Raw genomic sequence first — 26,695 nt, forward strand, 5'->3', positions numbered from 1 at the left:
AAAAATGAAAAAAAGTAAGACAATCAAAATGATTGCCTTACTTTGGCTTTTAAGTATTAATTCTTTATTACTTTAAAGAACTGCACTTTGTTTTCTGAATACACTTTAACTAAATAAGTAGACGATGTTAACGCTCCTAAATTCAGTTGAACCGTATCAGTATTGTTATCTAAAACCCTTAGTTGCTGACCTAATAAATTGTATAGTTCAACTTTGGTTATTGTCTCTCTGGCAGTGATTGTCAATTGATCTTTCGTCGGATTCGGGAAATATTTCAAATCTGCGATTTCAAAAGTATCAGTACCTAAACAAGGACCTGAAGCTAAAATTGCCAATTTCGGACCTTCACAACCGCTTACCGTTTGTGATACATAGTAAGTGGTATTTAAAACTGCAGGTGTTGAAGTTGGGATAACCACATTTGAAGCGTTATACCAAATCAAACCAGTACCAGCAACTACGAAATCAGCAATCGTTCCTGTTCCACAAGAATCCTGCGTAGCCGCACCGGTTGGAGCCGGAGTATTTACAACTGTAGCTGTAACCGGTACTCTTGGAGTGGCCTCACAATATTCATCAAAAGTTAAATTATGGAAACAGTTTGTCGTGTTAATTGCAGTACTGATCGCACTTGTAAGATCAGTAACGTTACCTGTCAATTTAAGTGCCGAACCTGTCGGGTAAGTAATTGCAGCTGTACTGTTACCTAATGTATTGGTAGTTGCTGCTAAACCGTAAGTAGCCATTAATCGGTAACCTGTACCAACCGGGATGCTATAGTTAAGTGGCACAACCTGTGATACTGTACCTACAGCTCCTGTTACTAAAGTCGGAGTGAAACTTACCGGAGCTGTTCCCGGAACAATATTACCAGCATTATCAAACAAAGTAATTGTTATTGGAGTAAGTGCTGATGTGTTTTTAGGATAAACCGTAACCGTGTTCAGTTTCAATTTATTTGTAACATCAAAAGCAATACCTCTGAATATAGCTGACGAAGTACCAGTACCCTCATATGCACCAGTATTCACAGAACCTGTAGACTGAGAAGCAGAAGCCACATAATAGGTAGTTGTTGTAGCTACGTTAGGACTGTAAGCAGTACCCGTTGCCACTAAATTTCCACCTGTAGCCGCATCATACCAGTTAAGGATAGAACTTCCTGAAGCTGTTAAATCAGCTACACCACTAGTACAGTTTGAATCACCAGTTACAACAGCAGATGATGTTGTAGTAGTAACGGCAACCGGAGTTGAAGCTACTGTACTTGCAGAACAAGTAACATTACATTGGTATGACGTATTTGTCGTTGGTGTAGCTACATAAGTTGCAGCTGTAGCACCAGCAATGTTAGTCCACGTAGTACCGCCGTTTTCAGAACTTTGCCATTGGTAAGTTACACCAGCTCCTGTTGTAGGAGTTGTTAAACTTAACGTGATTGACTGTCCTGAACAAACAGAAGCAGAAGATGCGATAGTCGCTCCCGGAGCCGGAGTACCTGTACATCCTGGACCTTCAGCATAAGAGAAATTCCCTAAGAAACCTCCTGTCTGAGCAGTAGTCAGAACAATCGAAGGAACAGTCGGCATAGAGAAATGCGCAGCATCAAAAGTTGTTGCAGAAGCAGGAGTTGAAACTAGATCATAAGTTCCGTTCTCTGCAGCTGAATGAACGATCAGTCTGGAATTAGCAATCCCATTCGATCCCAATCTCACATTATATTGTGTAAAAGCACCCGCTGTACCCACTCTTGTAAGTTTCCATCTGTCAGCACTTAAATTAGATACATTGGTTGTATTTACAGAACCTGAATTCGTATCAAAAGCTTCTCCCATTAACTCAACTCCACCTGTCGCAGCAAATCCTAAAGGAAGATACTTACCGTTTTTACCTAATGGTAATATTCTGAATTGAGTAATAGTCGATGCCGTATTGTTAGCAAACGCAAGCGGTCCGTTAACATAAGCTGTTGCACTACCACCCGAAACAGATCCGCCGGATGTTGAAGTTACGTCAGGATTACCAATAGAAAGGAGGTTAACCGTAGAAGTATTAACTATACCATTTGTCATAGTCAAACTAGTTGCAAGTCTGATTGGCACATTCAATGTCACCCCAGCCGGACTAGTGTTGTTTACCGTCATACTCGGGAATGAAGCAGTTTCAAAACCTGTAGAAGTAAGTGAGTATTGGTTAGTTGCAAATGTACCTGTTCCAGAAATAGTCTGAGGCAATGCGGTTGGTACAGCAACACCATTGATATAATTTCCAAGATACAATGACGTACTGCTTTGTGGAAAATTAATGGTACCGTTATTCACGATATTACCTCCAACATAAACTGTTGCATTGGCAAAGGTTTTTTTGAAAACACTGCCGGCAGTAACCGTTAAATTACCCTGAACGTTCATATTGTAACCATTATTTACGTTGTTACTACTCACGTTCATAAATCTGTCATTTCCGCTAGGAGCATTAACTGTTAAATTCCCTAAAGAGAATAATCCTCCCGCAGCCTGGAACTGACAGTTAAATCCGTTAGATATCAACGACGAGTTCTGTGTGGAAACACCATCACCTATTTGCAGGGTATGATTCAATCCTGCTGCATAATGATTTGTTGAAGCATAAATAAATGAACCACTTGACTGTGTATTAAATGCTTGGAAATTCATCACCAAGGGAGAAGGAGCCCCAGCCTGGATTGGTTCAGATAAAGTCAATTTAGCACCTGAAATATCAGCTACAAATGTACCCGGTTTTATACCAGTTCCAGAAACTGTCATACCAATAACTATATTTGGATTCACAGCCGATAAAGTTACAGCATAAGAACCCGGATTCACTGCAGCAAAATTCAATGTTTGCGGCGAGGTAATTGGCGATGTAGATAAACCGGTAACAGGTAATGATAAAGTTATTTTAACTATATCAGTTGCTAGGTTATTTCCGGCAAATACTATACCTGTAATGACCGATCCAGCCTGTATACCTGATCCTGAAACGCCAGTACCTAAAGACAAATTAGCATTCGCTGCATTACCTCCAAGCACTACCGAAGAACAATTGTTCAGCATAGAAGAAAAATTCAAAGGAGTACCGGCAGGAACCGCAGCTGTAACCGGTGCCGACAATGTTAATGTAACAGGAGGGTAAGGAAATCCGAAGAATCCAACAGTGATATTTGTAATAGTTGTACCTGCAGGAATATCGGGATGTCCTGATATCACCTGACCAATCGCAAAAATATTAGCGATATTTCCCATACTTGCAGTACTTCCGGTAATACTACCATTTCTGGTAAAAGTACCTGTCGCTCCTTCTGTATTCGATGTATAATCTCCAATTGACGTGGCAGAAATCGAAGTTCCAATGTTTACAAGAGGGTCAACGATAGTAATTTTACCGCCCGTTAAATTTAAATTAGACGTTTCAATTTTACATGAAGTACCTCCAAAGGCAACAGAAGTTCCAGCATTTCCGTTATCGTTACTGTCAATGATGATATCTCCACCTGTCTGGTTGAAGAAACTTCCCGTTTTATGAGCAACGAAACCGTTCACTTTTAAGTTACCGGCTATCATCGTATGTATACCGTAGTTATAGAAAGCAGCATTGTTACCCGTAGTACAGTTGCCAACTGTCATTGTAGTGGCACCTGCATTGTTTGTTAATGTAGCACCTTTAGCTATAATTACACCGGCAGCATTAGCCGTAGTTGTTACCGCAACGTTATGTCCGAAAGCAATAGTAACGACGTTGCTACAAGTAGGAACAACTCCTCCAACCCAAGTTGAAGTTGCATTCCAATCTCCGGAAGCAGCAGACGTAATTCCTGTAGCCGTATTTAAAGCCGAAGCATCATTAACTCCAACATAAACAGGAGCTGCTGTTAAATTAGCCAAAGACAAATCTTTTCTGAAAACGAATGGTTGCGCTGTACCGTCCTGATGTGTACCCGCCAAAGCAGCTGATGCATTCATTAATCTTGAAGTACCGTCGATTGCTTCGTAAGCACCGTTTGCATACACCCCAACTCTATTCGTTGGTGTTGTCGCATTAGGAGCGTAAATAACAGGCGTAGCATTAGAAGTAGCATCAGGAGTTGAGAAAGCCCAATTTCCGTCATATCTTTTATTGACAGTATAAGCGCCATCAGCAATGGAAAGACTTCCCGTTACTGTATTTGCATTAGCATACGTTACCGCAAGCTCACCTGCAGTAGCAGGGGTAGCATCTGGCAGGAAATATAATGATCTGTCTAAACCGGCACTACTGATAAAGGGATACCAATATGGTTTATAATTATTATCCGTTCCAGGGTATTCCGTACCCGGCTGAACATTTTTAGTATTACTTGAATTTACCCATCTCGATACCGTACCGTTTGTAAAACCGGATCCCGGAGCAATAGTAATAGTACTTAAGCTACCAAAGTTACCAAGAATTAATCTGTTTCCTGAAGTAACATTTACCCTACCGCCGGTTAATAATAAACTGCCGTTAATTCTAGCACCATTTACATTCCATATAACATTTGGCGTTACTACAGCGGTGTTGGTAACTTCTAACTGATTTAAAACACCCGCACGGTTACCAAACGCATTTGTACCTGGGGCAGAGCCACCCATAAAACCAAGTGGATCTACAGTTACTGTCTGAAGTAAAGAACCATTAAGTGTTAATCTACCAGCTAAACCACTGCTCGAACCAACACTACTGTCAAATCTGGCTCCAGCACCTACATCAAGGTTATGACCCAGTTTTAAATATTTACCACTAGGGCTAGTGGCACCATCGAAGTTATTAAATCTTGCACCACTGGCAAGTATTCCTAAGTCATTGGCAATTGTAAATTCATCAACAGTCGTACTTATGGCATACTGCACTAATGAATTCGTCCCTTCCATTATCAGATTCTCACATCCGGAATATCTTGAATCGATCATAACCGTTTCTGATGTACCGTCAATAATCACGTTATCGGCATGAGTCGGAACTTTACCCCCATCCCAAGTAGCCGGTAAAGACCAAAGTCCTGAATGAGCACATGTAATATCTTCAGGTATTCTTGAAGTAAGTGAAATATTATCAATAGCAGCCGGAGGAACCGTACCTGCTGAACCGTGAGTCCATACGAAAATCAATCGGAAAGGAGTTCCCGCGAAAGATTTAGGGATGAACGCCGTAGTTTTAGTGGTAGCTACCTGCGGGCTGGAGTTGAAAGAAATCAACGTAGCACCTGGCCAGGAAACACCGTGCGCAAAAGGAGACGTTACCTGAGTATTTGTACCGGTAACTGTTTGCGTTATCGGAGCAACCCAAACCTGCCATCCTGCACCGGAAGACGGAGCTGATTTCACGTCGAAAGTCAGCGTCATCGCCTTTTCAGCCAAAGGAACAGTTACGTCTTTATAAAAGTAAACTGTTCTGGCACCACTATAACCTGCAAATGAGTTAGTAGCACCATTATCGTTTGTAATATAAGCGGCATTTCCAGCGATTGCGGCCGAAGTTGCCGAAAACGTCAATGTTTGGGCAACTGCCAAGGCACTACCGTTAATAGTCGCCTTAGACAACCCTATTGTAGTTCCACTAACACTGGCTACATAAGTATCAACATCAATAACTCCTGCAATAGGAGCGATAGCCATACCTACAGACACATTCGGACTAGCAGCAGCTAAGGTTAACGTATAAGTATTTGCTGCTACAGCTGCTGTTGTTAACTCAACAGCGCCAACACTGATACCTCCCGAGAACATACCGAAACCTAAGGTAGCACTGGGTGCTGAACCGGTAGCATTTTGCGATAACGTCAACGTAGTACCCGCAATACTTTGCACGAAAGTATTTGCCGGGATGTAGGATCCGTAAACTATTTGCCCTACGGAAATGTTTGCATTGGGAGCTGACAAAGTAACCGTTGCCGAACCACTTGTAATTGCACCCACAGAAGATGTACCTGAAGCTGCAGTCCCTAAGCCCCATTTGATGGGACCAGTTCCTTCATTGGCAACAGTCCATCCGTTTGCTGCAAATGTGTTACCCATATTAAACCCTCCGTCAGTCGCCGGATTGATTAATGTACTTTGGGAAAAACCATCTGAGAAACAAAAAAGCGACAAAGCCATGAACGCTCCGTGAAGCAGTCTGGTTTGTTTTTTAAAGCCAAAGCGGTCAAACACTTTGTCTGGTTGTAATTTTTTTTGCATAATCATACATTTTTGGTTTATTATGTTAATGGACGTGAAATTATATATATATATACATATTTATATTGTCATTTCTTTCAAAATTCAGGCATTTTGAAAGTCTAAAATACGACTCACATCATTGAAAAACAATGCATTATACAAAAAATCGACGAGTTATACATTTTTTGGGTTTTATGACATTCTTGTAGTCCTTTTAGCTTTGATTTCTTGATAAAACAGAATATAAAGCAACTCAAAAGATTGTGATTTATAACAAAATGTTGCCGACCTGAAATTCAGTGATATTTCTTAAATTTCAATTCACACCAATGAAGGTAACCGATTTTCACCTGTTACCCTATGGCAAATCTTTACTAATTACTGAAATTTTAAAGATAAAACACGGGAATAAATTGAGGAGAATCCCGTAAAGTAAGTGTACAAACTATTTATTTTCATTCAGCATCTTCTCTCCCTGAAGGTTCTTAATCACCTCTTTTAGGGCCGCAATACTGTTTTTGGATTTTCGGGATGAAATGACAAAGAAAACAACAAGCAGTATTAAAATGAAAATAACAATAAGCATACGAAAAAGAAAACCGGGAATTTCACTTTTAAATCTACCCGCCTCTTCCTTTTCTATTGCATCAAGTGAGTCGCTTGCCGATTTCCGTTCACGTTCTTTCACCTCGTTTTGAATATCAAGGTATCTTTGGTGGTATTTTCTGTATTCATTCCACTCGTTTACAGCCAGATAATTTTCCGAGAGACCTTTGTATATTTCCTGATTCAGAATCAAATCATCAACACCTTCTGAAATTACAAGTGCTTCCCGTAATAACAATATCGCTTTCCCATAATTCCCTTCTATCGTATACACCTGAGCTAAACCCTTTTGAGCGAATGCCTGCAAACTTAAGGCTTTAATATTCTTAGCATACGTTATTGCCTCCAGAAAACTTTTTGTGGCCGATGCATTGTCTGACATCAGTAAAAAACAATTCCCTTTATTATATTTGGCAATACTGAGAATATTAGAATTTACAACCAGCTCATCCGATTTCAATATTTCACCAATCCCTCTATCGAAAAAAGTGATTGCTATGGCGCAATTCAATTTCTCCTTATAAATAAAACCCCTTACCACATAATTAATACCGAGACTTACGTGAACGGAATCCGGTTTAGGGTATTCCAGACACAACTTCTCCGCCTGATCAAGGTACTGAATGGCTTTATCGTATATTTTTAACTGATGATACTGAATGCCTGTTTTGGTTACAATGGAAATTTTTAACCGCTTATTTTTCGACTTAGGTAGCAGCTCATTGGCTTTGATAACATACTCCAATGATTTCTGATAATCCCGTTTTGAGGAATACCCGTCGGATATCATCTTATAAGCCCTTATTTTGATATCGATGTCATTACCGGATTCTTTCAGAACCTGTTTTCCGGCAGCAATTACCTTGTCCGGATTTTTATACATCTCCGAGGTATTGCTCTTAATAATACTGTCCAATCGCTTTAAATCCTGCGCATGCAAATCTTCTCCGGACATGCACAGAACCAACAACAGAAAAACCGATAAAAATAAATTAACGACATTTTTCATGGACACAGTTTTAAGGATTACTAATTTCCTTCTCGTTCTTCAAAAGCTCTATGAAAGTTACCGGCGCTATTCCAGTAATCGATTTAAAAACAGTGGCAAAACTGCTGTGGGAGGAAAAACCACAGGATTCCGCCAGATAACTGATCTTATAATTCATAAAATTCGGATCCGATTTTAATTTCTCTACTATATGGTTGATTCGCAACTTATTGATGTACGTATTAAAATTGACCCCATAATGCGTATTGATAATTTCAGACAGGTATTTTGTATTGGTATCAAACTGTCCGGCAAGAACAGCAATCGACATATCGTTATTGGTAAAACGCGTCGAACTCTCGAAACGCTTCAGTTTTTTCAGTATCAACTGCTCGGTTTCCTCAGGAATATGCGTTTTTTTGCTTCCGTTTTTCTTCTCTTTCTTTTCAGCAGTAAGAATAACAAAGTTGCTTCGGGTAATTTCCAAATAACTGATAATCTCCTTTAAACGTTTCTGATCCCACTGCAGGCGGAACCAAAACGCAGCCGACAGGATAGCCACAATGGCAAAAATCCCCAACACAACATACAATTTACGGAAATACCCCTGGCGTTTACCTTCATAACCGCTTTCATATTCTTTCGCAATCAGGTTGTAAGCCGTGTTAACCGATTCCTGCTCCCCATTTTCCACTTCAGCATTGAGTTTAAAGAATTCCGCATTGTATAATTTATAATTCACCTTGTCATTTAAGGCGATATAATTATCAACAAGCAATTTGCTGATCTCCCTGGACAAATAAATATTATTGAAAGTCTTTGCCGTTTTTAACGCTTTGAGAAGTTGGGGCACGGCCAACTGATGTTGTTTATTGTGAAAGTTCACATTGGCCAACCCTACTAAAACGAATGCTTCGGCATAATTATTTTTGTTTCCGTCCCCGACTATCAATTCCAAGGCGCGGTTAAAACTTACAGCTCCTTTATCAAAGTCATTCAGACCTGAAAAAATCCGTCCTTTAAAAATGGTAAACCATAAATCAAAATAAGGAAACGCTTTCGAAGTTTCATCAATTTCTTTACTGTTTTTTTCTATCAGATCCAGAGCCTTGCTGTAACTCTGTCTTTCCAGTAACAACCCCGTTTCTTCAAGAAGCAGCAGAGTTTGGCAAAACTTTTTTTCTTTCTCATCGGTCACGGAAGACAACATACCAACCGCTTCCTGATAATATTTTCCCGCCTGACGGTCAAGATACAGCGTCCGAAGAACTTCTGATTTTGCGACAGCTGTTTTCAAAGCCGAAAAAGGCTCCTGATCAGCATCTTCTTTTCCCGCTTCAAACAAATGGGTAAGTGCATTACTGTAATCCCCCTTAACCTTGTAAATCTCGGCAATGAGAAGATTAATTTCACTATTTTCGCTTCCGGAAGTGCTTTTTGACAACAGATGCAACGCTACTTTCAGTGCCTCATCCGGATTATTATAAACCAATCCTTCCGATTCCTTAAATAACAACCGTTCTTCTGAATCATTCTGCGCCACTGCTTCGGTTGAAAACAACACAGCCGCAAAAACGAATGCAAAGAAAAAATTAAACAAAAAACGGAAATACATCATTAGCTTTGGGTTCTTGTTTAGGGCTTTTTATCCTTTATGAACAATGCAAATTTACCATTAATCACAACAGAATCAACACTTAAATAAAAGTAAGTTATTATATCGAAATTACCGAATTTTTAAAATGTTTCTTTTGTATTTCCGATAATTTTAACGTATAAGCACTCACAGTTTCCCAAATATAAAAATACAATGGCATTTTAACAATTATACTCCGATTTTTTTTTATAACATAAAATTATTTTTTTGTAATTGTTTTAAAGAAATAACGAAATCATTTTTTTATTAACCTCCTAATAACAATTTTACAGTAACAAAAACGCGAAATTCACGTCTTATTCGTACTAAAAACAAATTAATGAATCTTAGAAAATATTACTTCACAATTTTTTTTGCCATTCTTTGCAGTTTTTCGCTATTTGCCCAAGAAAAATTCACGATAAGCGGAACCGTTTCCGATGCCAACACTAATGAAACCCTGATTGGCGTGAGTGTTTCCGTAAAAAACAAAAAAGCTTTTGCAGCCACAAACGAATACGGTTTTTATTCCCTGACACTTCCAAAAGGCGAGTATGAGATTGTAATCAGTTATCTGGGTTATGAAACAGTTTCTGAATCAATTAACTTAAACGAAGACACTGAAAAGAATTTCAGTCTGAAGGAAACCGGAAAACAACTGGAGGAAGTCATCATCACTCAAAAAAACAAAGCCAACATCCGAAAACCGGAAATGAGCGTCAACAAACTTACCATCGCCACCATAAAGCAAATGCCGGTGGTTCTGGGTGAAGTCGACGTAATCAAATCCCTGCTGTTTTTACCCGGTGTAACCAATGCCGGCGAAGGCCAATCAGGTTTTAACGTTCGCGGAGGCGGCGCCGATCAGAATTTAATCCTTTTGGATGAAGCCACTATTTTCAACTCGTCCCATGTTTTTGGATTTTTCTCGGTTTTCAATCCGGATGCCATTAAGGATTTAAAATTGTACAAGGGCGGAATTCCTTCGCGTTTCGGAGGCCGTGCTTCCTCCGTTTTAGACATCTATCAGAAAGACGGAAACAGCAATAAATTCAGCATGAACGGCGGAATCGGATTAATTACCAGCCGCTTACTGGCGGAAGGCCCCATCGTAAAAGAAAAAGGTTCCTTTTTAATTGGCGGAAGGGCTTCATACGGACATCTTTTCCTGAAATTAAGCGATAACAAAAACGAAGCTTACTTCTACGATTTAAACACTAAACTGAACTATAAATTCAACAAAAACAACAATTTGTATTTATCCGGATATTTCGGAAGGGACGTATTTACTTTAAGCGAAAGTTTCACCAATACCTACGGAAACGCCACTGTAAACCTGCGTTGGAACCATCTTTTTTCCGATAAGATTTTCTCCAACCTGTCCATGATATACAGCGATTACTATTACGGACTAACTTTGGATTTCGTAGGCTTCAACTGGAAATCCGGTATTAAAAACTACAACCTCAAATACGACTTCAAACATTATCTTTCCAATGATATAAAACTAAACTATGGTGCCAACGCAGTTTATTATGATTTCAACCCGGGTACCATCGCACCTACGGGAGAAGATTCGGGAATCAATTACGAACAACTGGATAAAAAATACGCCTTAGAACCTGCCTTCTATCTGGATGCAGAACAAAAGATTACGGATAAATTCAGCGCTTCCTACGGTTTGCGCTACAGTTTATTTTACCGATTGGGTGCTTCAACCGTAAACCTATATGAAAACAACCAACCGGTTACTTATGATGAAGAGTTGAAAATCTACGAAAAAGCTAAGCCTATCGGAGAGGTTCACTACGGTAAAAATGAAGTCATTGCCAGTTTTGACAATCTGGAACCCCGCGTAGCTTTGGCATACGAATTAAATTCCAACCAATCCATAAAAGCCAGTTACAACCGCATGGTGCAATACCTGCAATTGGTTTCCAACACCGCTTCCCCAACGCCTTTAGATGTCTGGACACCAAGCGACCAGTACATAAAACCACAAATCGCCGATCAGGTAGCCTTCGGGTATTTCAACAATTTCAAGGAGGATGCTTATACGGTTGAAATAGAAACTTATTACAAAAAGATCAAAAACCGCATGGATTATATCGATGGTGCCGATTTAATAGCCAACGAAGCCATAGAACAGGTAATCCTCAACGGTGAAATGCGTACGTACGGTCTGGAATTCCTGATTCGAAAAAACACCGGAAAACTAAACGGTTGGGTGGCCTATACGATTTCGAAATCCCAGCAAAGAACTCCGGGAAGAACCGAAACCGAAATCGGTATCAACAACGGTGAATGGTACCGTTCGGCTTACGATAAATTACACAATCTGGCCGTTACCGCTTCCTACAATCATACTAAAAAATGGATCTTCGGAGCCAATTTCTCTCTACAAACAGGACAACCGGTCACCTACCCTAACGGACAATATGTGTATCAAGGGATTACTGTTCCGAGTTATGGTGCAAGAAACGCAAACTCCTTACCTTTATACCATCACTTGGACATTTCGGCTACCTGGATTCCGAAACCCGATTCAACCAAGCGTTGGAAAAGCGAGTGGGTCTTCAGCGTTTACAATCTGTACGGAAGAAAAAATGCCGCTTCCATCAGTTTCAGGGAAAATCCTGACTCCGGAAATAACGAAGCCATCCGTCTGTCAATTTTCGGAATAGTGCCCTCCGTATCTTACAACTTTAAATTTTAAAAACACTGACTATGAAAACCTTACTAAAATATACCACACTACTACTGTTTGTATTTTCATTTATCAGTTGTGAAGATACCATTGACGTTCCTTTGGATACCGCAGAACCAAAACTGGTAATCGATGCTTCCATTAAATGGCAAAAAGGAACACCCGGAAACGAACAAAGAATAAAACTGACCACAACCACAAATTATTACAGCAATGTAATCCCAACGGTTTCCGGCGCAACGGTATTTATTACCAATAGCACCAATGTAATTTTCACTTTCACAGAAATACCAACCACGGGTGAATACATTTGTACCGATTTCATCCCAGTGATTAATGAAACTTATATCTTAACTGTAATTCATGACGGCCAGACCTACAAAGCGACCGATACACTCTTTGCAACGCCAGACATCGACAGCGTGGAACAAACCACCGTTCCCGGCTTTGAAGGCGATATCATTCAGGTAAAATTCTTCTATCAGGATAATGGTGCCGAAGATAATTTTTATCTTGTTGGCGCTAAAAACAGCAATATAATCTTTCCCGAATACGGCGTAATAGACGATGAATTTTTTCAGGGCAACCAGATGTTCGGTTTCTACACGCACGAAAATTTAAAAGCCGGAGACCATCTTGATTTCAGTCTGCAGGGCATCTCCGAACGCTACGCCAATTACATGGAAAAATTAATCACCATTTCAGGAGCACAGGGCGGAAACCCGTTCGCAACACCACCGGCAACATTAAGAGGCAACATCGTAAATCAAACGAATCAGGACGATTTTCCGTTCGGGTATTTCAGTTTAAGCGAAATCGACACACTGAATTATACGGTTCAATAGGAGCTGATCCGGCTATCCATTACAAGAAATTGCCGTAAAAACCCATTTTTCTAAAATAACAAAAGAGCTTCCGTTGGGCGCTCTTTTGCTATAAGAAAAATTGGGTTGTACAACAATTTGCTTTCCATTACTATCCGGGCTAAAATTCCGGATGATATTATTATATTTACACTCTTAAGTTAGAAGGCAGAAGGCAGAAGGCAGGAAATCGAATTAAGATATTGGAATTTAGAATTTAAAATTTCAGACATCAAAACTAGCAACTAACTACTAACGACTAACATCTAACGACTAACATCTAACAACTAACTCATGTCTTCACATCATATAGTACGCGACGACCAGGAACCGGCATTAATTATCGCCAACGGCGCCGCCTGCAGTGAAGAATTATTAGGCCAGCTTTTGGAATGGTCGCCTTTTGTAGTCGTTTTGGATAGTGCCATAGAACGTGTTTTCGAGTTAGATATCAAAGTCGATGTTTTATTGGGCGATTTCGACAGAGGTTTCGATCCACAATACTATCTGGAAAAGCAATACCCATTGGAAATCGTACACACTCCGACCCAAGACAAAACCGATCTGGAAAAAGCCTTCGACTACCTGATCGAAAAAGGCCATAAAGCCGTAAATGTGGTTTGGGCCACAGGTAAACGTGCCGACCACACCATCACCAACATCACCAATATAGTGCGTTATCGTGATTTTCTTAAAATCGTAATCCTGGACGATCATTCCAAGATATTCTTACTGCCCAAACACTTCCAGAAATGGTACACCAAAGACAGTATCATCTCTTTAATCCCAATCGGTGAAGTAACCGGAATCCATTCCGACAACTTATACTATCCGCTTGAAAACGACACCTTAACCATCGGTTTCCGCACCGGAAGCAGCAATCACGCCCGAGAAGACGGACTGGTAACAATCAACCATGAAAACGGCGACTTACTCTTAATTGAATCTTTGGATTAGTCTGCAAAATAGCCTGTTCTCAAACACAGATTCCATAGATTTCCTCAGATTAATCTGAAAGTACATACGTTTAGTTTGCAGGCCAAAAATCTGACAGATGTCGATCTTACTTTATTTGCCACAAATTACACGAATCAACACGAATTAATTTGTGAGAATTTGTATAATTCGAGGCTAAGTTTTTAGAAACCGATAGATAAATAAACTAAAAAATATAGTTCAAACTATTTTTTGAGATCAATAAAAAACTTTGCGAACCTTGCGAAAAACCTTCGCGTACTTTGCGGTTAAATCTTAATCGAATCTTTAGATTAGTAAAGCAGCACGCATATTTTTTAATACTACTTTTACTTTGTGTCAGAAGCAAAACTGATACAGTATTAAGTCATTAAGAAAATTGGGTTATGAAATCAAAGTTTATTTACCTGTTGTTGCTGTTTTCAATGTTTGCAGGCGCACAGGAAACTGCAAAGTTAAATTTCCAGCAATCACTTGAAAAAGCCAAAACGGAAAACAAAAACGTGCTGCTCTTTTTCTCTGGCTCCGACTGGTGTGCACCCTGCGTAAAATTCAAAAAACATTTCGTGGAAACCGATCAGTTCAAAACCTTCAGCACCGAAAACCTGATTGTTTACAATGCAGATTTTCCAAGACTGAAAAAGAACCAATTACCCACCGAAATTACCCAGGAAAACGAAAAATTAGCCGAAAAATACAATAACGATGGCCTATTTCCGCTAATTCTTTTGATGAACAACAAAGGGGAAGTACTCAAAAAGTGGGAACATTACCCGTCCGAAACATTAGAGGATTTCATCGCCAAACTGAAAGGATAATGCTCGAAAAAAAGGTTGAAAAATTAATGGGAAATCGCTTTGAGATTTCAGTTGTCGGACCCGATCAACATTGGTGTACCGATAAGATTAATTTGGCCATCGAAGAAATCAGACGCATCGAAAAACTGCTCACCACTTTTTCCAACGACAGTATAACTTTTGAAATCAATGAGAACGCTGGAATCCTCCCGGTTAAAGTGCCTGACGAAGTTTTCAGCCTGATTCAGCGTTGCCAGATGATCTCCAGAATTACACAAGGCGCCTTTGACATCAGTTACGGCGGTATCGATAAAAAATTCTGGAATTTCGATTTGGAAATGAAGGAACTCCCCGATGCCGAATCCGCCAAAAAATCGGTGGAACTGATCAATTATGAGAACATCATCTTAGACGAAACCGAAAAAACCGTTTTTCTGAAAAAGAAAGGAATGCGCATCGGTTTTGGAGGTATAGGAAAAGGCTATGCTGCCGAAATGGCCAAGAAAAAACTAATTGAAAACGGCGTGGAAAGCGGAATCGTAAACGCTGCAGGCGATTTAACCACCTGGGGCTATCAGGAAAACGGACAACCCTGGACTATCGGGATTGCCGATCCGAATTTAAGGACATCGACTTTTTCAACATTCAAAATAACGAACACTTCCGTAGCCACTTCGGGGAATTATGAGAAGTTCGTGATGATCGACAATAAGAAATATTCACACACGATTGACCCGAAAACCGGATTTCCTGTACGCGGCATAAAAAGTGTGACCATCATTGCCGAAAATGCCGAAATAGCGGATGCCCTGGCCACTCCGGTAACCGTAATGGGCATTGAAGTCGGACTGGATTTCATCAATCAGTTAAAACATATCGGCTGCATTATCATTGACGATTACGACCGAAAATATTTTTCAAATAACATTAGACTGACTTAAAAATTAAACCGCAGTAAGTATGAAAATAACAGCTTTTTGTTTGTTGCTTGGCCTGATGGTTGGGTGCTCACCGGTAAAAGAATATCAGAAATCAAAAATTAACGATTCAGATATGGAATTAGCCGCTAAAAAATCGGAGAAATTCGAAAATACATTTCAATTGTACAGAGAAGCCAGTTCCGGTGCCAACGGAGGAAAAACCGGTGGTGGTTGCGGTTGTAATTAATCAAAACAGAAAAGGAAAACATGAAAAAGAGAATCCTGACCGCATCCGTATTGGCCTTTTTGTTCGGTCACAATATGAGAGCGCAAAATACCGAAACGACAGACAGTTCGGCCTATAAAAAGCAAAAATTAAAAATTGAGGAAGTGAATTTCATTTCCAGTTATTATTCTCAGGACGGAAACAACTCGGCCGTAACCGGAGGTGTCGGAACAGAAAAACTGACCGACATCGCAACCACTTTCGACATAAGAGTTTCCAAAAGAGACAAAGACAACAACAAACACAATTTTGGTTTTGAAATCGGAATCGATTCCTATACTTCGGCTTCCTCTGATAAAATAGACCCAAATACCGTTTCCTCTGCTTCCTATCAGGATGTCAGAGTGTACCCGTCTGCCAATTACAGTTATGAGAATCTGGAAAAGAACTATATCTTAAGCGGAGGTCTTTCTTTTTCTGCTGAATTCGATTATACGTCCATTGGCGCCAATGCCGGATTTACGAAAATATCCAAGGACAGAAACCGTGAATTTTCGGCTAAAGCTATGGCCTTTTTCGATACCTGGAAAGTAATTCTGCCGATAGAACTCCGCGACAACCCCTCAGACGATGAAGCAGCTCAAGGCGATATGAAACCGCGAACTTCCTATAACTTAGGACTTACACTTTCTCAGGTGGTTAACAGAAACTTCCAGGTGGCTTTCCTCACGGATATCGGTTATCAGCAGGGATTACTGGCTACCAAATTCAACAGAGTCTATTTTGATGATATTCCTGCTACCGTAAAATCGGAAAAATTGCCCGATTCGAGATTCAAACTTCCTTTGGGAGTACGAGGCAGTTACTTCCTGGGCGACAACATCGTTTTAAGAGCCTTTTACCGTTATTATTGGGACGATTGGGGTATCAATTCGCACACCATCAGCCTTGAACCGACATTTAAGTTATCGGCGTTTTCATCGATTTCGGTACCGTATCGTTTTTATACACAAACGGCTGCAGATTACTTCAAACCCATCTATTTACACGGATTGGCAGAAGAATTCTACACCAGTGATTACGACTTATCGAAATTCAGCAGCAACATGATCGGATTGGGTTATAAAGTTACTGATGCGGATAAGGGAATTTTCCATTTGAAACGCTTCAACAGTCTGGAACTTCGCTACGGCTACTACACCCGAAACAACGGTTTGGATTCGCACATCATAACTTTAGCGATGAAGTTTAAATAAAGTAGCTAAATCCTTATCGTCTGATCATAAATTGCAGACAGCATACTTAAAACACAGATTTCACAGATTAATCTGAAAGTACGTAAGTTTAGTTTGCAGACTAAAATCTGTTAAGTGTAGATCTTAATTTATTTGCCACAAATTACACAAATCCGCACGAATTAATTTGCGAGAATTTGTGTAATTCGTGGCTATTTTTTTTTAAAAACTGATAGATTCATACACTAAAAGAATAAAGTTTTAACTATTTTTTCAGACCAATAAAAAACTTTGTGAACCTTGCGAAAACCCTTTGTGCACTTTGCGGTTAAATTCGCATTACCGACTTCCATTAAATTTGCGTTCGAAATCCGTACCTTTGCAACTTAGTCCCTTAAAATGAAATTCCAAGTCGTATCCGAATACCAACCCACAGGTGACCAGCCTCAGGCAATTGAAAAATTAGCCAAAGGTATTGTCAATGGCGAACGCTTTCAGACTTTATTAGGGGTAACCGGCTCCGGAAAAACCTTTACGGTGGCGAATGTCGTTCAGGAAGTTCAGCGTCCTACATTGGTTCTGGCGCATAACAAAACACTGGCGGCACAGTTGTATTCGGAGTTCAAACAGTTTTTTCCGAACAACTCCGTACAGTATTTCGTTTCCTATTACGACTACTATCAGCCCGAGGCCTTTATTCCGGTAACGGGAACCTATATCGAGAAAGACCTGTCCATTAACGACGAACTGGAAAAACTGCGTTTAAGCACCACTTCCGCCCTGCTTTCGGGACGACGTGACGTGTTGGTAGTGGCTTCGGTTTCCTGTTTGTACGGTATCGGAAACCCGGTGGAGTTTCAGAAAAACGTGGTTTCCTTAGAGAAAAACCAAATGATTTCGCGTACCAAATTATTGCATCGACTGGTGCAGAGTTTATACGCCAGAACCGAAGCCGAATTCACTCCGGGTACGTTCCGAATCAAAGGCGATACGGTAGATATTTATCCGAGTTACGGCGAAGAACCGTTCCGAATTCACTTTTTCGGCGATGAAATTGAAGAAATTGAGTCTTTCGATTCCAAAACATCACAGGTTTTAGAGAAATATGAAAAACTGACGATTTACCCCGCGAACATGTTCGTGACTTCGCCCGATGTGTTGCAGAATGCCATTTGGGAAATTCAGCAGGATCTGGTAAAACAAGTCGATTATTTCAAGGAAATCGGCAAACATCTGGAAGCAAAACGACTGGAAGAACGTACCAATTTCGATTTGGAAATGATACGCGAATTGGGCTATTGCTCCGGAATCGAAAACTACTCAAGATATTTAGACGGTCGTGAACCCGGAACAAGACCTTTCTGTCTGATCGACTATTTTCCGGACGATTATCTGATGGTGGTGGATGAAAGTCACGTGACCATTTCACAGGTACACGCGATGTATGGCGGCGACCGAAGCCGAAAAGAAAATCTGGTGGAATACGGTTTTAGATTGCCAGCCGCGATGGACAACCGCCCACTCAAGTTTGAAGAATTCGAAGGTCTGCAGAATCAGGTAATTTATGTTTCGGCAACACCGGCAGATTATGAATTGCAGAAATCGGAAGGCATTTATGTGGAACAGGTGATTCGTCCGACGGGGCTGCTCGACCCGATTATTGAAATTCGTCCGAGTTTAAATCAGATTGACGATTTGATTGAAGAAATACAATTGCGTTGTGAAGCCGACGAGCGCGTTTTGGTCACCACCTTAACCAAACGTATGGCGGAAGAACTGACCAAATATTTAACCAAAGTTTCCATCCGTTGCCGTTATATTCACTCTGATGTTGATACTTTGGAGCGTGTGGAAATCATGCAGGATTTGCGTAAGGGATTGTTTGATGTGCTGATTGGGGTGAACTTACTTCGTGAAGGTCTGGATTTACCCGAAGTGTCGTTGGTTGCGATTTTGGATGCCGATAAAGAAGGCTTCCTTAGAAGTCATCGTTCGCTGACACAAACCGTAGGTCGTGCAGCCCGTAACGTAAACGGAAAGGCGATTATGTATGCCGATAAAATCACGGCGAGTATGCAGAAAACCATAGACGAAACCAATTACCGCAGAACCAAGCAAATCGCCTACAACACCAAACACGGACTGGTTCCGAAAGGACTGAACAAAAGTCTGGGCAATGTTTTAAACCGTAATTCGGTTTCCACTCAATACTTCGAGGACAAAGCCTTGAAAGCCGCAGAACCGGAAAGTTTGTACTTATCAAAACCAGAAATCGAAAAGAAAATCCGTGAACTTCGCAAAAACATGGAAAAAGCAGCCAAGGAACTGGACTTCATGCAGGCAGCTAAATTGCGTGATGAAATTAAGGCGCTTCAGGAAAAGCTTTAAGGGTTTTATCCACAGTAAAACTTCTTCTCACCCCTATCGCCAGGACACAAATACTCAAATAGAATTTTAGCCACGAATTCACTAATTAATTTGTATAAATTAGTGAATTCGTGGCTAAGTTTTTTAATAAGACCATGAAATCAGAGCAAATCTTTTAAATCCGCATCAACTGAATACTATTTTTTAGTGATGGATCAGACGGTAGCTTCCCACTCCAAACTGATTAACTGTTTATAAACGTAACTACTACGAACGTGGTCAGACACGCCATCCAACGTGACAAATGGCGTTCCGAACCTATTAAAATACGTTATACAGCGTAATAAAAGACGTTCCGAACATATTTAAATACGTTATCTAACGTGTTAAATAGGGTTACAAACGTATTAAAATACGTTATACGACGTAATAAAAGGCGATCCCAAACGTATTAAAATACGTTATAAGACGTGGTAAATGACGTTAGGGACGTATTAAAACACGTCATACAACGTGGTGAATGGCGTTCAGAACGTGGTAAAACACGTTAGACGACGGGGTAAACGACGTTCTGAACGTGGTAAAAGGGGTTTCAGCCTACTCTACACAGCCGGACAATGCTTTAAACTTTCATAAGCAATCAAAATCGAAAAGCCTGTGCTTATTAAAACCGAAAATAAACTTCGTAAAAACACAGAAAAAGCAAACAAAAAACCAGACTTCCCTACGGACTGCCAAATCCCATTAGAAAATAAAGCCATTACAGTGAAAAATGTGATTTTATTTACATATTTCTTCTTTTAAATCGATTTATCAGGGTAAATTTTATATTTTTAGCCTCTATTAAAAAACCATAACTATGATTAAGAAAATTTTGGGACTACTAAGTTTAGTCGTTATCTCAACAACATTATCCTGTTCAAGTGACAGTGATTCAGACAACAATCAAACACCAACCTCCTCGGTTACAGCAACTGTAGACGGACAATCATGGGCTTCCATGACAGGCGGTGCAATTGCCAATGTAACACAAATTGATAATATGGGTGAAAGCCGCACCGTACTTCAGATTATTGGTACGAAAATGGACATGTCATCAATAACCCTTCAATTCCCAATCGACAATTTATCGGTAGGCACTTATACTTTTAACAATGATGAGATAGGTCTTTTGACATACGCTACAGCTGGAAACGGTACTGCTTATACATCTTTTGAAGAAACAGGCAGTTTAACTGTTAGTATAACGCAAGTAAACACAACTGCCAGAACAATTTCAGGAACTTTTTCGGGGACTTTAGTTGATTTTGATAACACCAGCAGCATAACGCTTACAAATGGTGCCTTCAATTCCGTTTCCTACATGAATACAGGCTTGTACAGTAACGGAACAATGAGTCTTACAAGAAATGGAGGAACTTCATTTACAATGGATAATGATCAGTCGGATGCTAAATATCTGATGATTTCCCAAAACTCAATGACGCAAATGGTATCGCTTATGGGTTACAACTCAACGTTAACATCTGATTTTGGTGTTTACAATTTAAATTTACCTGAAACTGCTACGGAAGGGACTTATGATTTAACTGCGGATGAAGGTTTCAGTGCCGGTATCGGCAACTCTGATAATCAGGCCGAATTTAACGTAACCAGTGGTAGTGTAACGGTAACTTCTCATCACGGTAACCACCTTGCAGGTACTTTCAGTTTCACTGCATCAAACGGAACAGAAACGGTTACGATTTCAAACGGAAGTTTTAGCATCACACACAATTAAGATTTTAAATTCTTAACGGAAACATATACTAACGAAGCTGCCAAAACAGCTTCGTTTTTTATTTAAATGAAGATACATACCAATCAAAAGGATATCAAAACCAAATACTTCCATAAAAAAACAGATTTTTATCACAAAAAAGGAACAAAAGACAACTTATTCACAATCAAGTATTTAAACTTTTAGTTGTAAATTTACGGACTCACTTCTACCTAGTATTTCAATTTAAAACAATTTATTTATGAAAACTAGTTCTCTTCTCACCATCGGATTGACATTCAGCACAATCCTTACTTTAACCGGACAAGTAAAACCACAACCGGCACCCGAAAAATCAGCAACTGACGAATATTACGGTATTCGGCTTGAAGACCCTTACCGAAACCTTGAAAACCTTGACGACCCTAAAGTAATCGAATGGATGAAATCCAATGCCGGATACGCAAGAGCCAAAATCGACGAAGTGGCCGAACGCAAAAACATTATTAAGAAACTCGAGGAATTTGATAAGAGAAAAGAGAGTACGGTCTTCAACCTTCAGATCACTAAAAACGACAACTATTTCTATCTGAAACGCAAAGCCAACGAAGAAAACGGAAAACTGTATCATCGTTTGGGATATAAAGGAACCGAAAAATTACTTTTTGATCCGGATACCTATAAAAAGAACACCAAAGTCAACTACTCCATAAGCTCCATAAGCCCTAACGAAGCAGGTAACAAAGTAGCCATTGAAATTGCACCGAACGGTTCCGAAAGCGCCGAAGTATTGATTTTAGACCTAAACGGAAAAATTTCTCCGGAAATCATTGATCGCTGCTGGTTCGCTTCGGCTTCCTGGATGCCCGACGGAAAATCGTTCACCTACAACCGTTTAAGTTCTGCTGATGTTACCGATACGAATCGCCTGCTCAATTCGAAAGTCTATTATCATAAAGTGGGTGATGATCCCAAAAACGACAGGGAATTTTTCTGCAGCAGCACAAATCCCGAACTAAAGATAAGCAAGGAAGAATTTCCGATTAATTACTTCCATCAGAATTCCAAAACCCATTACGGACTAGTTGTGACCGTAGACAAACGATTAAAACTATACACTACCGAATACAAAGAAGAAGTAAGACCCACAACATGGAAAAAGTTAGTTGAGAAAGAAGATGAAGTGACAAATTTCGGCATCGATAAAGACTTTCTGTACTATCAGACATTTAAAAACGCTCCTCACTTTAAGATCATCAAAGTACCTGTAAAAAGTCCTGATATTTCAAAAGCCGTGACGGTTGTTGAGGAACCTGAATCGGGTATCATCAGTGAATTTGCCGTTACCAAGGATGGACTTTATTATACTGTCCTCGAAAACGGGGTTCAAACAAGAGTCTATTTCCTTCCGAAAGGCAAAACGGTGGCATCGGAATTAAAATTACCTTTTACCGCAGGATCTGCAAGTTTAAGCACCAAAGACGAAACATTAAGCGATGTTTGGATTACCTTATCTGGTTGGACCTCACCGTCAAAACGTTTTATGTATAACCCAACCGACAATTCGTTTACCCTGCAACCCTTATCAAAACTGGTAGACTATCCGGAATTAAAAAATATTGTGGCACGGGAAGTTATGGTACCTTCTCACGACGGAGTGATGGTACCGGTTTCAATCATTCATGATAAAAATGTAAAGCTGAACAGCAACAACCCGGTTTTAATAATGGGCTATGGCTCCTACGGGATGTCGATAACGCCGTTTTTCAGCACCATTCTCCTTACCTACTGTTCGTATGGAGGCGTGTTTGTAATTCCTCATGTTCGCGGTGGCGGAGAATTGGGTGATGCCTGGCACAAAGCAGGTCATAAAAGCACCAAACCCAACACCTGGAAAGACCTGATAGCTTCCGCCGAATATCTGGTGAATCAGAAATACACCTCTCCGCAAAAAATTGCCATTATGGGAGGAAGCGCGGGCGGAATACTGGTGGGACGCTCCATGACGGAAAGACCCGACTTGTTTGCCGCAGTGATATCAGAAGTAGGTGCTATGAATACGGTTCGTATGGAAAACACGCCGAACGGACCCGGAAATGTACCGGAATTCGGAACCGTTAAAAATGAAGCCGAATTTAAAGCGCTGTTGGAAATGGACTCCTACCATCATCTTAAAAAAGGCGTGGCCTATCCCGCCACATTACTTACAGCGGGAATCAATGACCCTAGGGTAATTGCCTGGGAGCCGGCAAAATTCGCAGCCAGACTGCAAACTTCTACTTCTTCCGAAAAACCGGTGTTGTTTTTAACGGATTTTGAAGCGGGACACGGTATGGGTGATTCGAAAACAAAAACATTCGAATCTTTTGCCGATACGTTCAGTTTTGCCTATCAGCATACCGGACATCCTAAATTCCAACCTTCAAAAAAATTAGAGAAATATTAATTGTGCTGCAGCACAAAAGAATAAAGCAATGTTTCCGGCTCGATCATTTGGTTTGGTGATTGGGCCATTGCTTTTAACGTTTTTTTGATTCCCATCGGGTTTAACCCCATATTGATCCCAATCTCGTTAATGGCTTTGATTTCACGTTCGTGCAACACGCCATCACAATGCATCAGTAAAGCCAGACGATAGAACTGCATGATGCGGTGATGTTCGTCTTTTATTACCTTAACCTGGTTACGTTTTGCGAACAATTCCAGAAAGACAGTTTTGTCTATTTCGAGTTCCTGTGCAATGATCCACAAAAAATCGTATTCGCGGTCGTGTAATTCACCATCCACAACGGCAAAAGCAATCATTTCGGAAAGAAGGCTTAATTTTTCTTCGTAGGTATTCATCGCATTATTTTTTTTGCGAAGTTATAATAAAATCCCAATTCTTAAAACTGTATCTTTGCCTAAATATAATTACGATTTATGACTAACAACGATATATTCAAAAAATTAAGAGTTGCGCTACAATTGCGTGACGATCAAATTGTTGCTATTTTGGAACTGGTGGATTTCCGGATTTCAAAGGGCGAAGTGGGAAACTTTTTCCGTGCCGAAGACCACCCGAAGTATATGGAATGCGGCGATCAGGTTTTACGCAATTTCCTTAACGCATTAGTCATTCACCTTCGCGGAACCAAGGAAAACCCAAAAAATCCAATGGAGGTCTTAAAAAGCCACAAAAGCGATGCGCCGAAAGTAGAGAGCGAAAAGGAAAAAGGGACAGAAAGGGAAAAGAGAAAAGAGATAACTGATAAACCTAAATTCTCAAACGACAGACCCAAATCGAAAACCGATTTTAAAAAGCCAATGTCAAAAGGTAAAGGGAAACCAGCACCAAAAAAAGAACCGATTGTTGAAAAAGTGAAATTCAATAACGGAAAAAAGAAAGACAACAAGTAATCCGTTTCGTTTTATAAAGGCAGAAATCCCGTATCGTTCTTAAAACGGCACGGGATTTTTTATTGGCAGGAAAAGTTTATTCCGGTTTGAAAGTCACATAAAAGGAATATTCGCTTCCTTGCTTTAACTGACCGGCGTCTATTTTCTTATAGTTCAGTTTATCTGAAATGAATCTTTTGATTTGATTATCATCAGTACCAACCTGTAACACAACAATTTCATTATCAACATTAATTTTAACCTGTACTTTTACCACCACCTCTTTTTCAAGTTCCACGTCAAATTTGGTTGTCTCTAACAACCTAACCACTTTTTTTACCGCTTTTGGTAAATCTTCTGTTGCATTAGAATTGTTTGCCGAAACAAATGTTGTGTTCATCACAAGAGCAACAACAAACAATACAATTGATTTTTTCATTTTTTGATTTTTTTTATTTGATTACAGGTCAAAATTACGCAAACACCATAACCAAACGAACTAGTTTTCAATAACTTAACCGATATTTAAAATTGGATTCCATACCGATTTTCTTTCGATAAAGAATGTTCCGTGAAATGCCATTTAATTTCGATGAATAGCCATAATCCTGTTAAAACATAAAGAAAATCGGTTTGTCCCGGATACATTAATTTAAACTTCAAAAGTTACATTACCGAAAGTTTACATTGAAGTAACAAAAAAAGCCTCAGCAAATGCTGAGGCTCTTAGTATATAAGTCTGAAACTTTCTGATATTAGCTTAAAGCGGCTTTTACTTGATCTGCAGCTTCCTGGAACTGAACAGCAGATAAAATCGGCATACCAGAATTATCGATTAATTCTTTAGCGATTTCAGCATTAGTTCCTTGTAAACGAACGATGATCGGCACTTTAATATCGTCACCCATGTTTTTGTAAGCATCAACTACACCCTGAGCAACACGGTCACAACGAACGATACCACCAAAGATGTTAATTAAGATAGCTTTTACATTCGGGTCTTTTAAGATGATACGGAAAGCCGTTTCCACACGTTTAGCGTCAGCTGTTCCTCCTACGTCAAGGAAGTTTGCCGGTTCGAAACCTGCATATTTGATTAAGTCCATAGTTGCCATAGCCAAACCTGCACCGTTAACCATACATCCTACTGTACCGTCAAGATCCACATAGTTTAATCCAGCTTCTTTAGCTTCTACTTCAATCGGACGCTCTTCTGTAATATCGCGCATTTCCGCTAAATCAGCATGACGGTATAATGCATTGTCATCTAAAGTAACTTTAGCATCCACAGCCATGATTTTGTTGTCTGATGTTTTTAAAACCGGGTTGATTTCAAACATAGATGAATCGGAACCAATGTATGCTTTGTATAATGCGTCAACGAATTTGATCATTTCTTTGAATGCCTCACCGGATAAACCTAAGTTGAAAGCGATTCTTCTTGCCTGGAAACCTTGTAATCCAACAGAAGGATCGATTTCTTCAGTAAAGATTAAATGCGGAGTGTGTTCTGCCACTTCTTCGATATCCATTCCACCTTCAGTAGAATACATGATCATGTTACGGCCATTACCACGGTTCAATAAAACCGACATGTAAAATTCTTTAGTCTCACTCTCACCAGGATAGTAAACATCTTCAGCAACCAATACTTTGTGAACTCTTTTACCTTGTGGAGGAGTTTGAGGCGTAATCAAATCCATACCAATAATCTGCCCGGCAATTTCCTGTACCTGCTCCAGATTTTTAGCCAATTTAACTCCACCGCCTTTTCCACGACCACCTGCGTGAATCTGAGCTTTAATTACGTGCCAGCCTGTTCCTGTTTCCGCTGTAAGCTGTTTTGCTTTAACCACTGCTTCTTCAGCGTTATGAGCCACATAACCGCGTTGTACTCGCACGCCGTAGCTTGCTAATATTTGTTTTCCTTGATATTCGTGTAAGTTCATAATAGATGTGTTTCTTATAAAAATAAAAGTGCCACAAAAATAGCAAAGTATATTGAATGTGCCTAATGTTTTTTTGTTTTATAACACATCAA

The 26,695-nt window shown here is 39.9% G+C and carries 17 protein-coding genes; 11 read left to right on the plus strand and 6 right to left on the minus strand.

Annotation, left to right across the window (positions count from 1 at the left end; genetic code table 11):
• Positions 1-56 precede the first annotated feature (56 nt).
• From FLJC2902T_RS06730 to FLJC2902T_RS15770, 3 genes are all read right to left on the minus strand, one after another.
• Positions 57-6,215 carry a T9SS type A sorting domain-containing protein gene (locus FLJC2902T_RS06730; RefSeq protein WP_023579039.1) on the minus strand — a complete coding sequence of 2,053 codons (6,159 nt, stop codon included), beginning with the start codon at positions 6,213-6,215 and terminating at the stop codon, positions 57-59.
• Positions 6,216-6,642: 427 nt separating this feature from the next.
• A complete protein-coding gene (locus tag FLJC2902T_RS06735; RefSeq protein ID WP_023579040.1) occupies positions 6,643-7,812 on the minus strand; it encodes a tetratricopeptide repeat protein in 1,170 nt (389 codons plus the stop codon).
• A gap of 10 nt (positions 7,813-7,822) precedes the next feature.
• Entirely contained in the window at positions 7,823-9,409 is a 1,587-nt protein-coding gene (locus tag FLJC2902T_RS15770; RefSeq protein ID WP_023579041.1) for a helix-turn-helix domain-containing protein, read from the minus strand.
• 358 nt (positions 9,410-9,767) lie between these two features.
• On the opposite strand from FLJC2902T_RS15770, the gene FLJC2902T_RS06745 reads away from it, so the two are divergent.
• The 10 genes from FLJC2902T_RS06745 (at position 9,768) to FLJC2902T_RS06790 (ending at position 23,722) form a co-directional block, all read left to right on the plus strand.
• Complete coding sequence (locus tag FLJC2902T_RS06745; protein WP_023579042.1) at positions 9,768-12,143, plus strand: TonB-dependent receptor; 2,376 nt, start codon at positions 9,768-9,770, stop codon at positions 12,141-12,143.
• Between the two features lie 11 nt (positions 12,144-12,154).
• The gene (locus FLJC2902T_RS06750) at positions 12,155-12,979 is read left to right on the plus strand and encodes a DUF4249 domain-containing protein (RefSeq protein ID WP_023579043.1); all 825 of its coding nucleotides are present in this window, start codon (positions 12,155-12,157) and stop codon (positions 12,977-12,979) included.
• 312 nt (positions 12,980-13,291) lie between these two features.
• Entirely contained in the window at positions 13,292-13,954 is a 663-nt protein-coding gene (locus tag FLJC2902T_RS06755; protein WP_023579044.1) for a thiamine diphosphokinase, read from the plus strand.
• Positions 13,955-14,358: 404 nt separating this feature from the next.
• Complete coding sequence (locus tag FLJC2902T_RS06760; RefSeq protein ID WP_023579045.1) at positions 14,359-14,790, plus strand: thioredoxin family protein; 432 nt, start codon at positions 14,359-14,361, stop codon at positions 14,788-14,790.
• Positions 14,790-15,710, plus strand: coding sequence for an FAD:protein FMN transferase (locus tag FLJC2902T_RS06765; protein WP_035677648.1), 921 nt, complete (start codon positions 14,790-14,792; stop codon positions 15,708-15,710). The genes FLJC2902T_RS06760 and FLJC2902T_RS06765 overlap by 1 nt, the downstream gene beginning before the upstream one ends.
• A 19-nt stretch (positions 15,711-15,729) precedes the next feature.
• Positions 15,730-15,936 carry a DUF4266 domain-containing protein gene (locus tag FLJC2902T_RS06770; RefSeq protein WP_023579047.1) on the plus strand — a complete coding sequence of 69 codons (207 nt, stop codon included), beginning with the start codon at positions 15,730-15,732 and terminating at the stop codon, positions 15,934-15,936.
• 20 nt (positions 15,937-15,956) lie between these two features.
• Entirely contained in the window at positions 15,957-17,171 is a 1,215-nt protein-coding gene (locus FLJC2902T_RS06775; protein WP_023579048.1) for a DUF3570 domain-containing protein, read from the plus strand.
• Between the two features lie 378 nt (positions 17,172-17,549).
• Complete coding sequence (gene uvrB, locus FLJC2902T_RS06780) at positions 17,550-19,538, plus strand: excinuclease ABC subunit UvrB (RefSeq protein WP_023579049.1); 1,989 nt, start codon at positions 17,550-17,552, stop codon at positions 19,536-19,538.
• Positions 19,539-20,376: 838 nt separating this feature from the next.
• On the plus strand, positions 20,377-21,297 hold the full coding sequence (locus FLJC2902T_RS06785) for a DUF6252 family protein (RefSeq protein ID WP_023579051.1): 921 nt from the start codon (positions 20,377-20,379) through the stop codon (positions 21,295-21,297).
• A 241-nt stretch (positions 21,298-21,538) separates the two neighbouring features.
• Positions 21,539-23,722: a prolyl oligopeptidase family serine peptidase gene (locus tag FLJC2902T_RS06790; RefSeq protein ID WP_023579053.1), complete on the plus strand. Its 2,184-nt coding sequence runs from the start codon at positions 21,539-21,541 to the stop codon at positions 23,720-23,722.
• Here FLJC2902T_RS06790 and FLJC2902T_RS06795 read toward each other — a convergent pair.
• On the minus strand, positions 23,719-24,120 hold the full coding sequence (locus FLJC2902T_RS06795; RefSeq protein ID WP_023579054.1) for a TerB family tellurite resistance protein: 402 nt from the start codon (positions 24,118-24,120) through the stop codon (positions 23,719-23,721). The two genes, FLJC2902T_RS06790 and FLJC2902T_RS06795, sit on opposite strands and share 4 nt — an antisense overlap.
• Positions 24,121-24,198: 78 nt before the next feature.
• Between FLJC2902T_RS06795 and FLJC2902T_RS06800 the strand changes: the two genes are divergently transcribed.
• Complete coding sequence (locus FLJC2902T_RS06800; protein WP_023579055.1) at positions 24,199-24,675, plus strand: DUF1456 family protein; 477 nt, start codon at positions 24,199-24,201, stop codon at positions 24,673-24,675.
• Positions 24,676-24,751: 76 nt separating this feature from the next.
• Here the strand turns inward: FLJC2902T_RS06800 and FLJC2902T_RS06805 are convergent, their stop codons facing one another.
• Both FLJC2902T_RS06805 and sucC read right to left on the minus strand, forming a co-directional pair.
• Positions 24,752-25,093: a hypothetical protein gene (locus FLJC2902T_RS06805; protein ID WP_023579056.1), complete on the minus strand. Its 342-nt coding sequence runs from the start codon at positions 25,091-25,093 to the stop codon at positions 24,752-24,754.
• A gap of 316 nt (positions 25,094-25,409) precedes the next feature.
• On the minus strand, positions 25,410-26,603 hold the full coding sequence (gene sucC, locus FLJC2902T_RS06810; protein WP_023579058.1) for an ADP-forming succinate--CoA ligase subunit beta: 1,194 nt from the start codon (positions 26,601-26,603) through the stop codon (positions 25,410-25,412).
• Between the last annotated feature and the right edge of the window lie 92 nt (positions 26,604-26,695).

The organism is Flavobacterium limnosediminis JC2902, from assembly GCF_000498535.1.
In the GTDB taxonomy this organism is placed as follows: Bacteria; Bacteroidota; Bacteroidia; order Flavobacteriales; family Flavobacteriaceae; genus Flavobacterium; species Flavobacterium limnosediminis.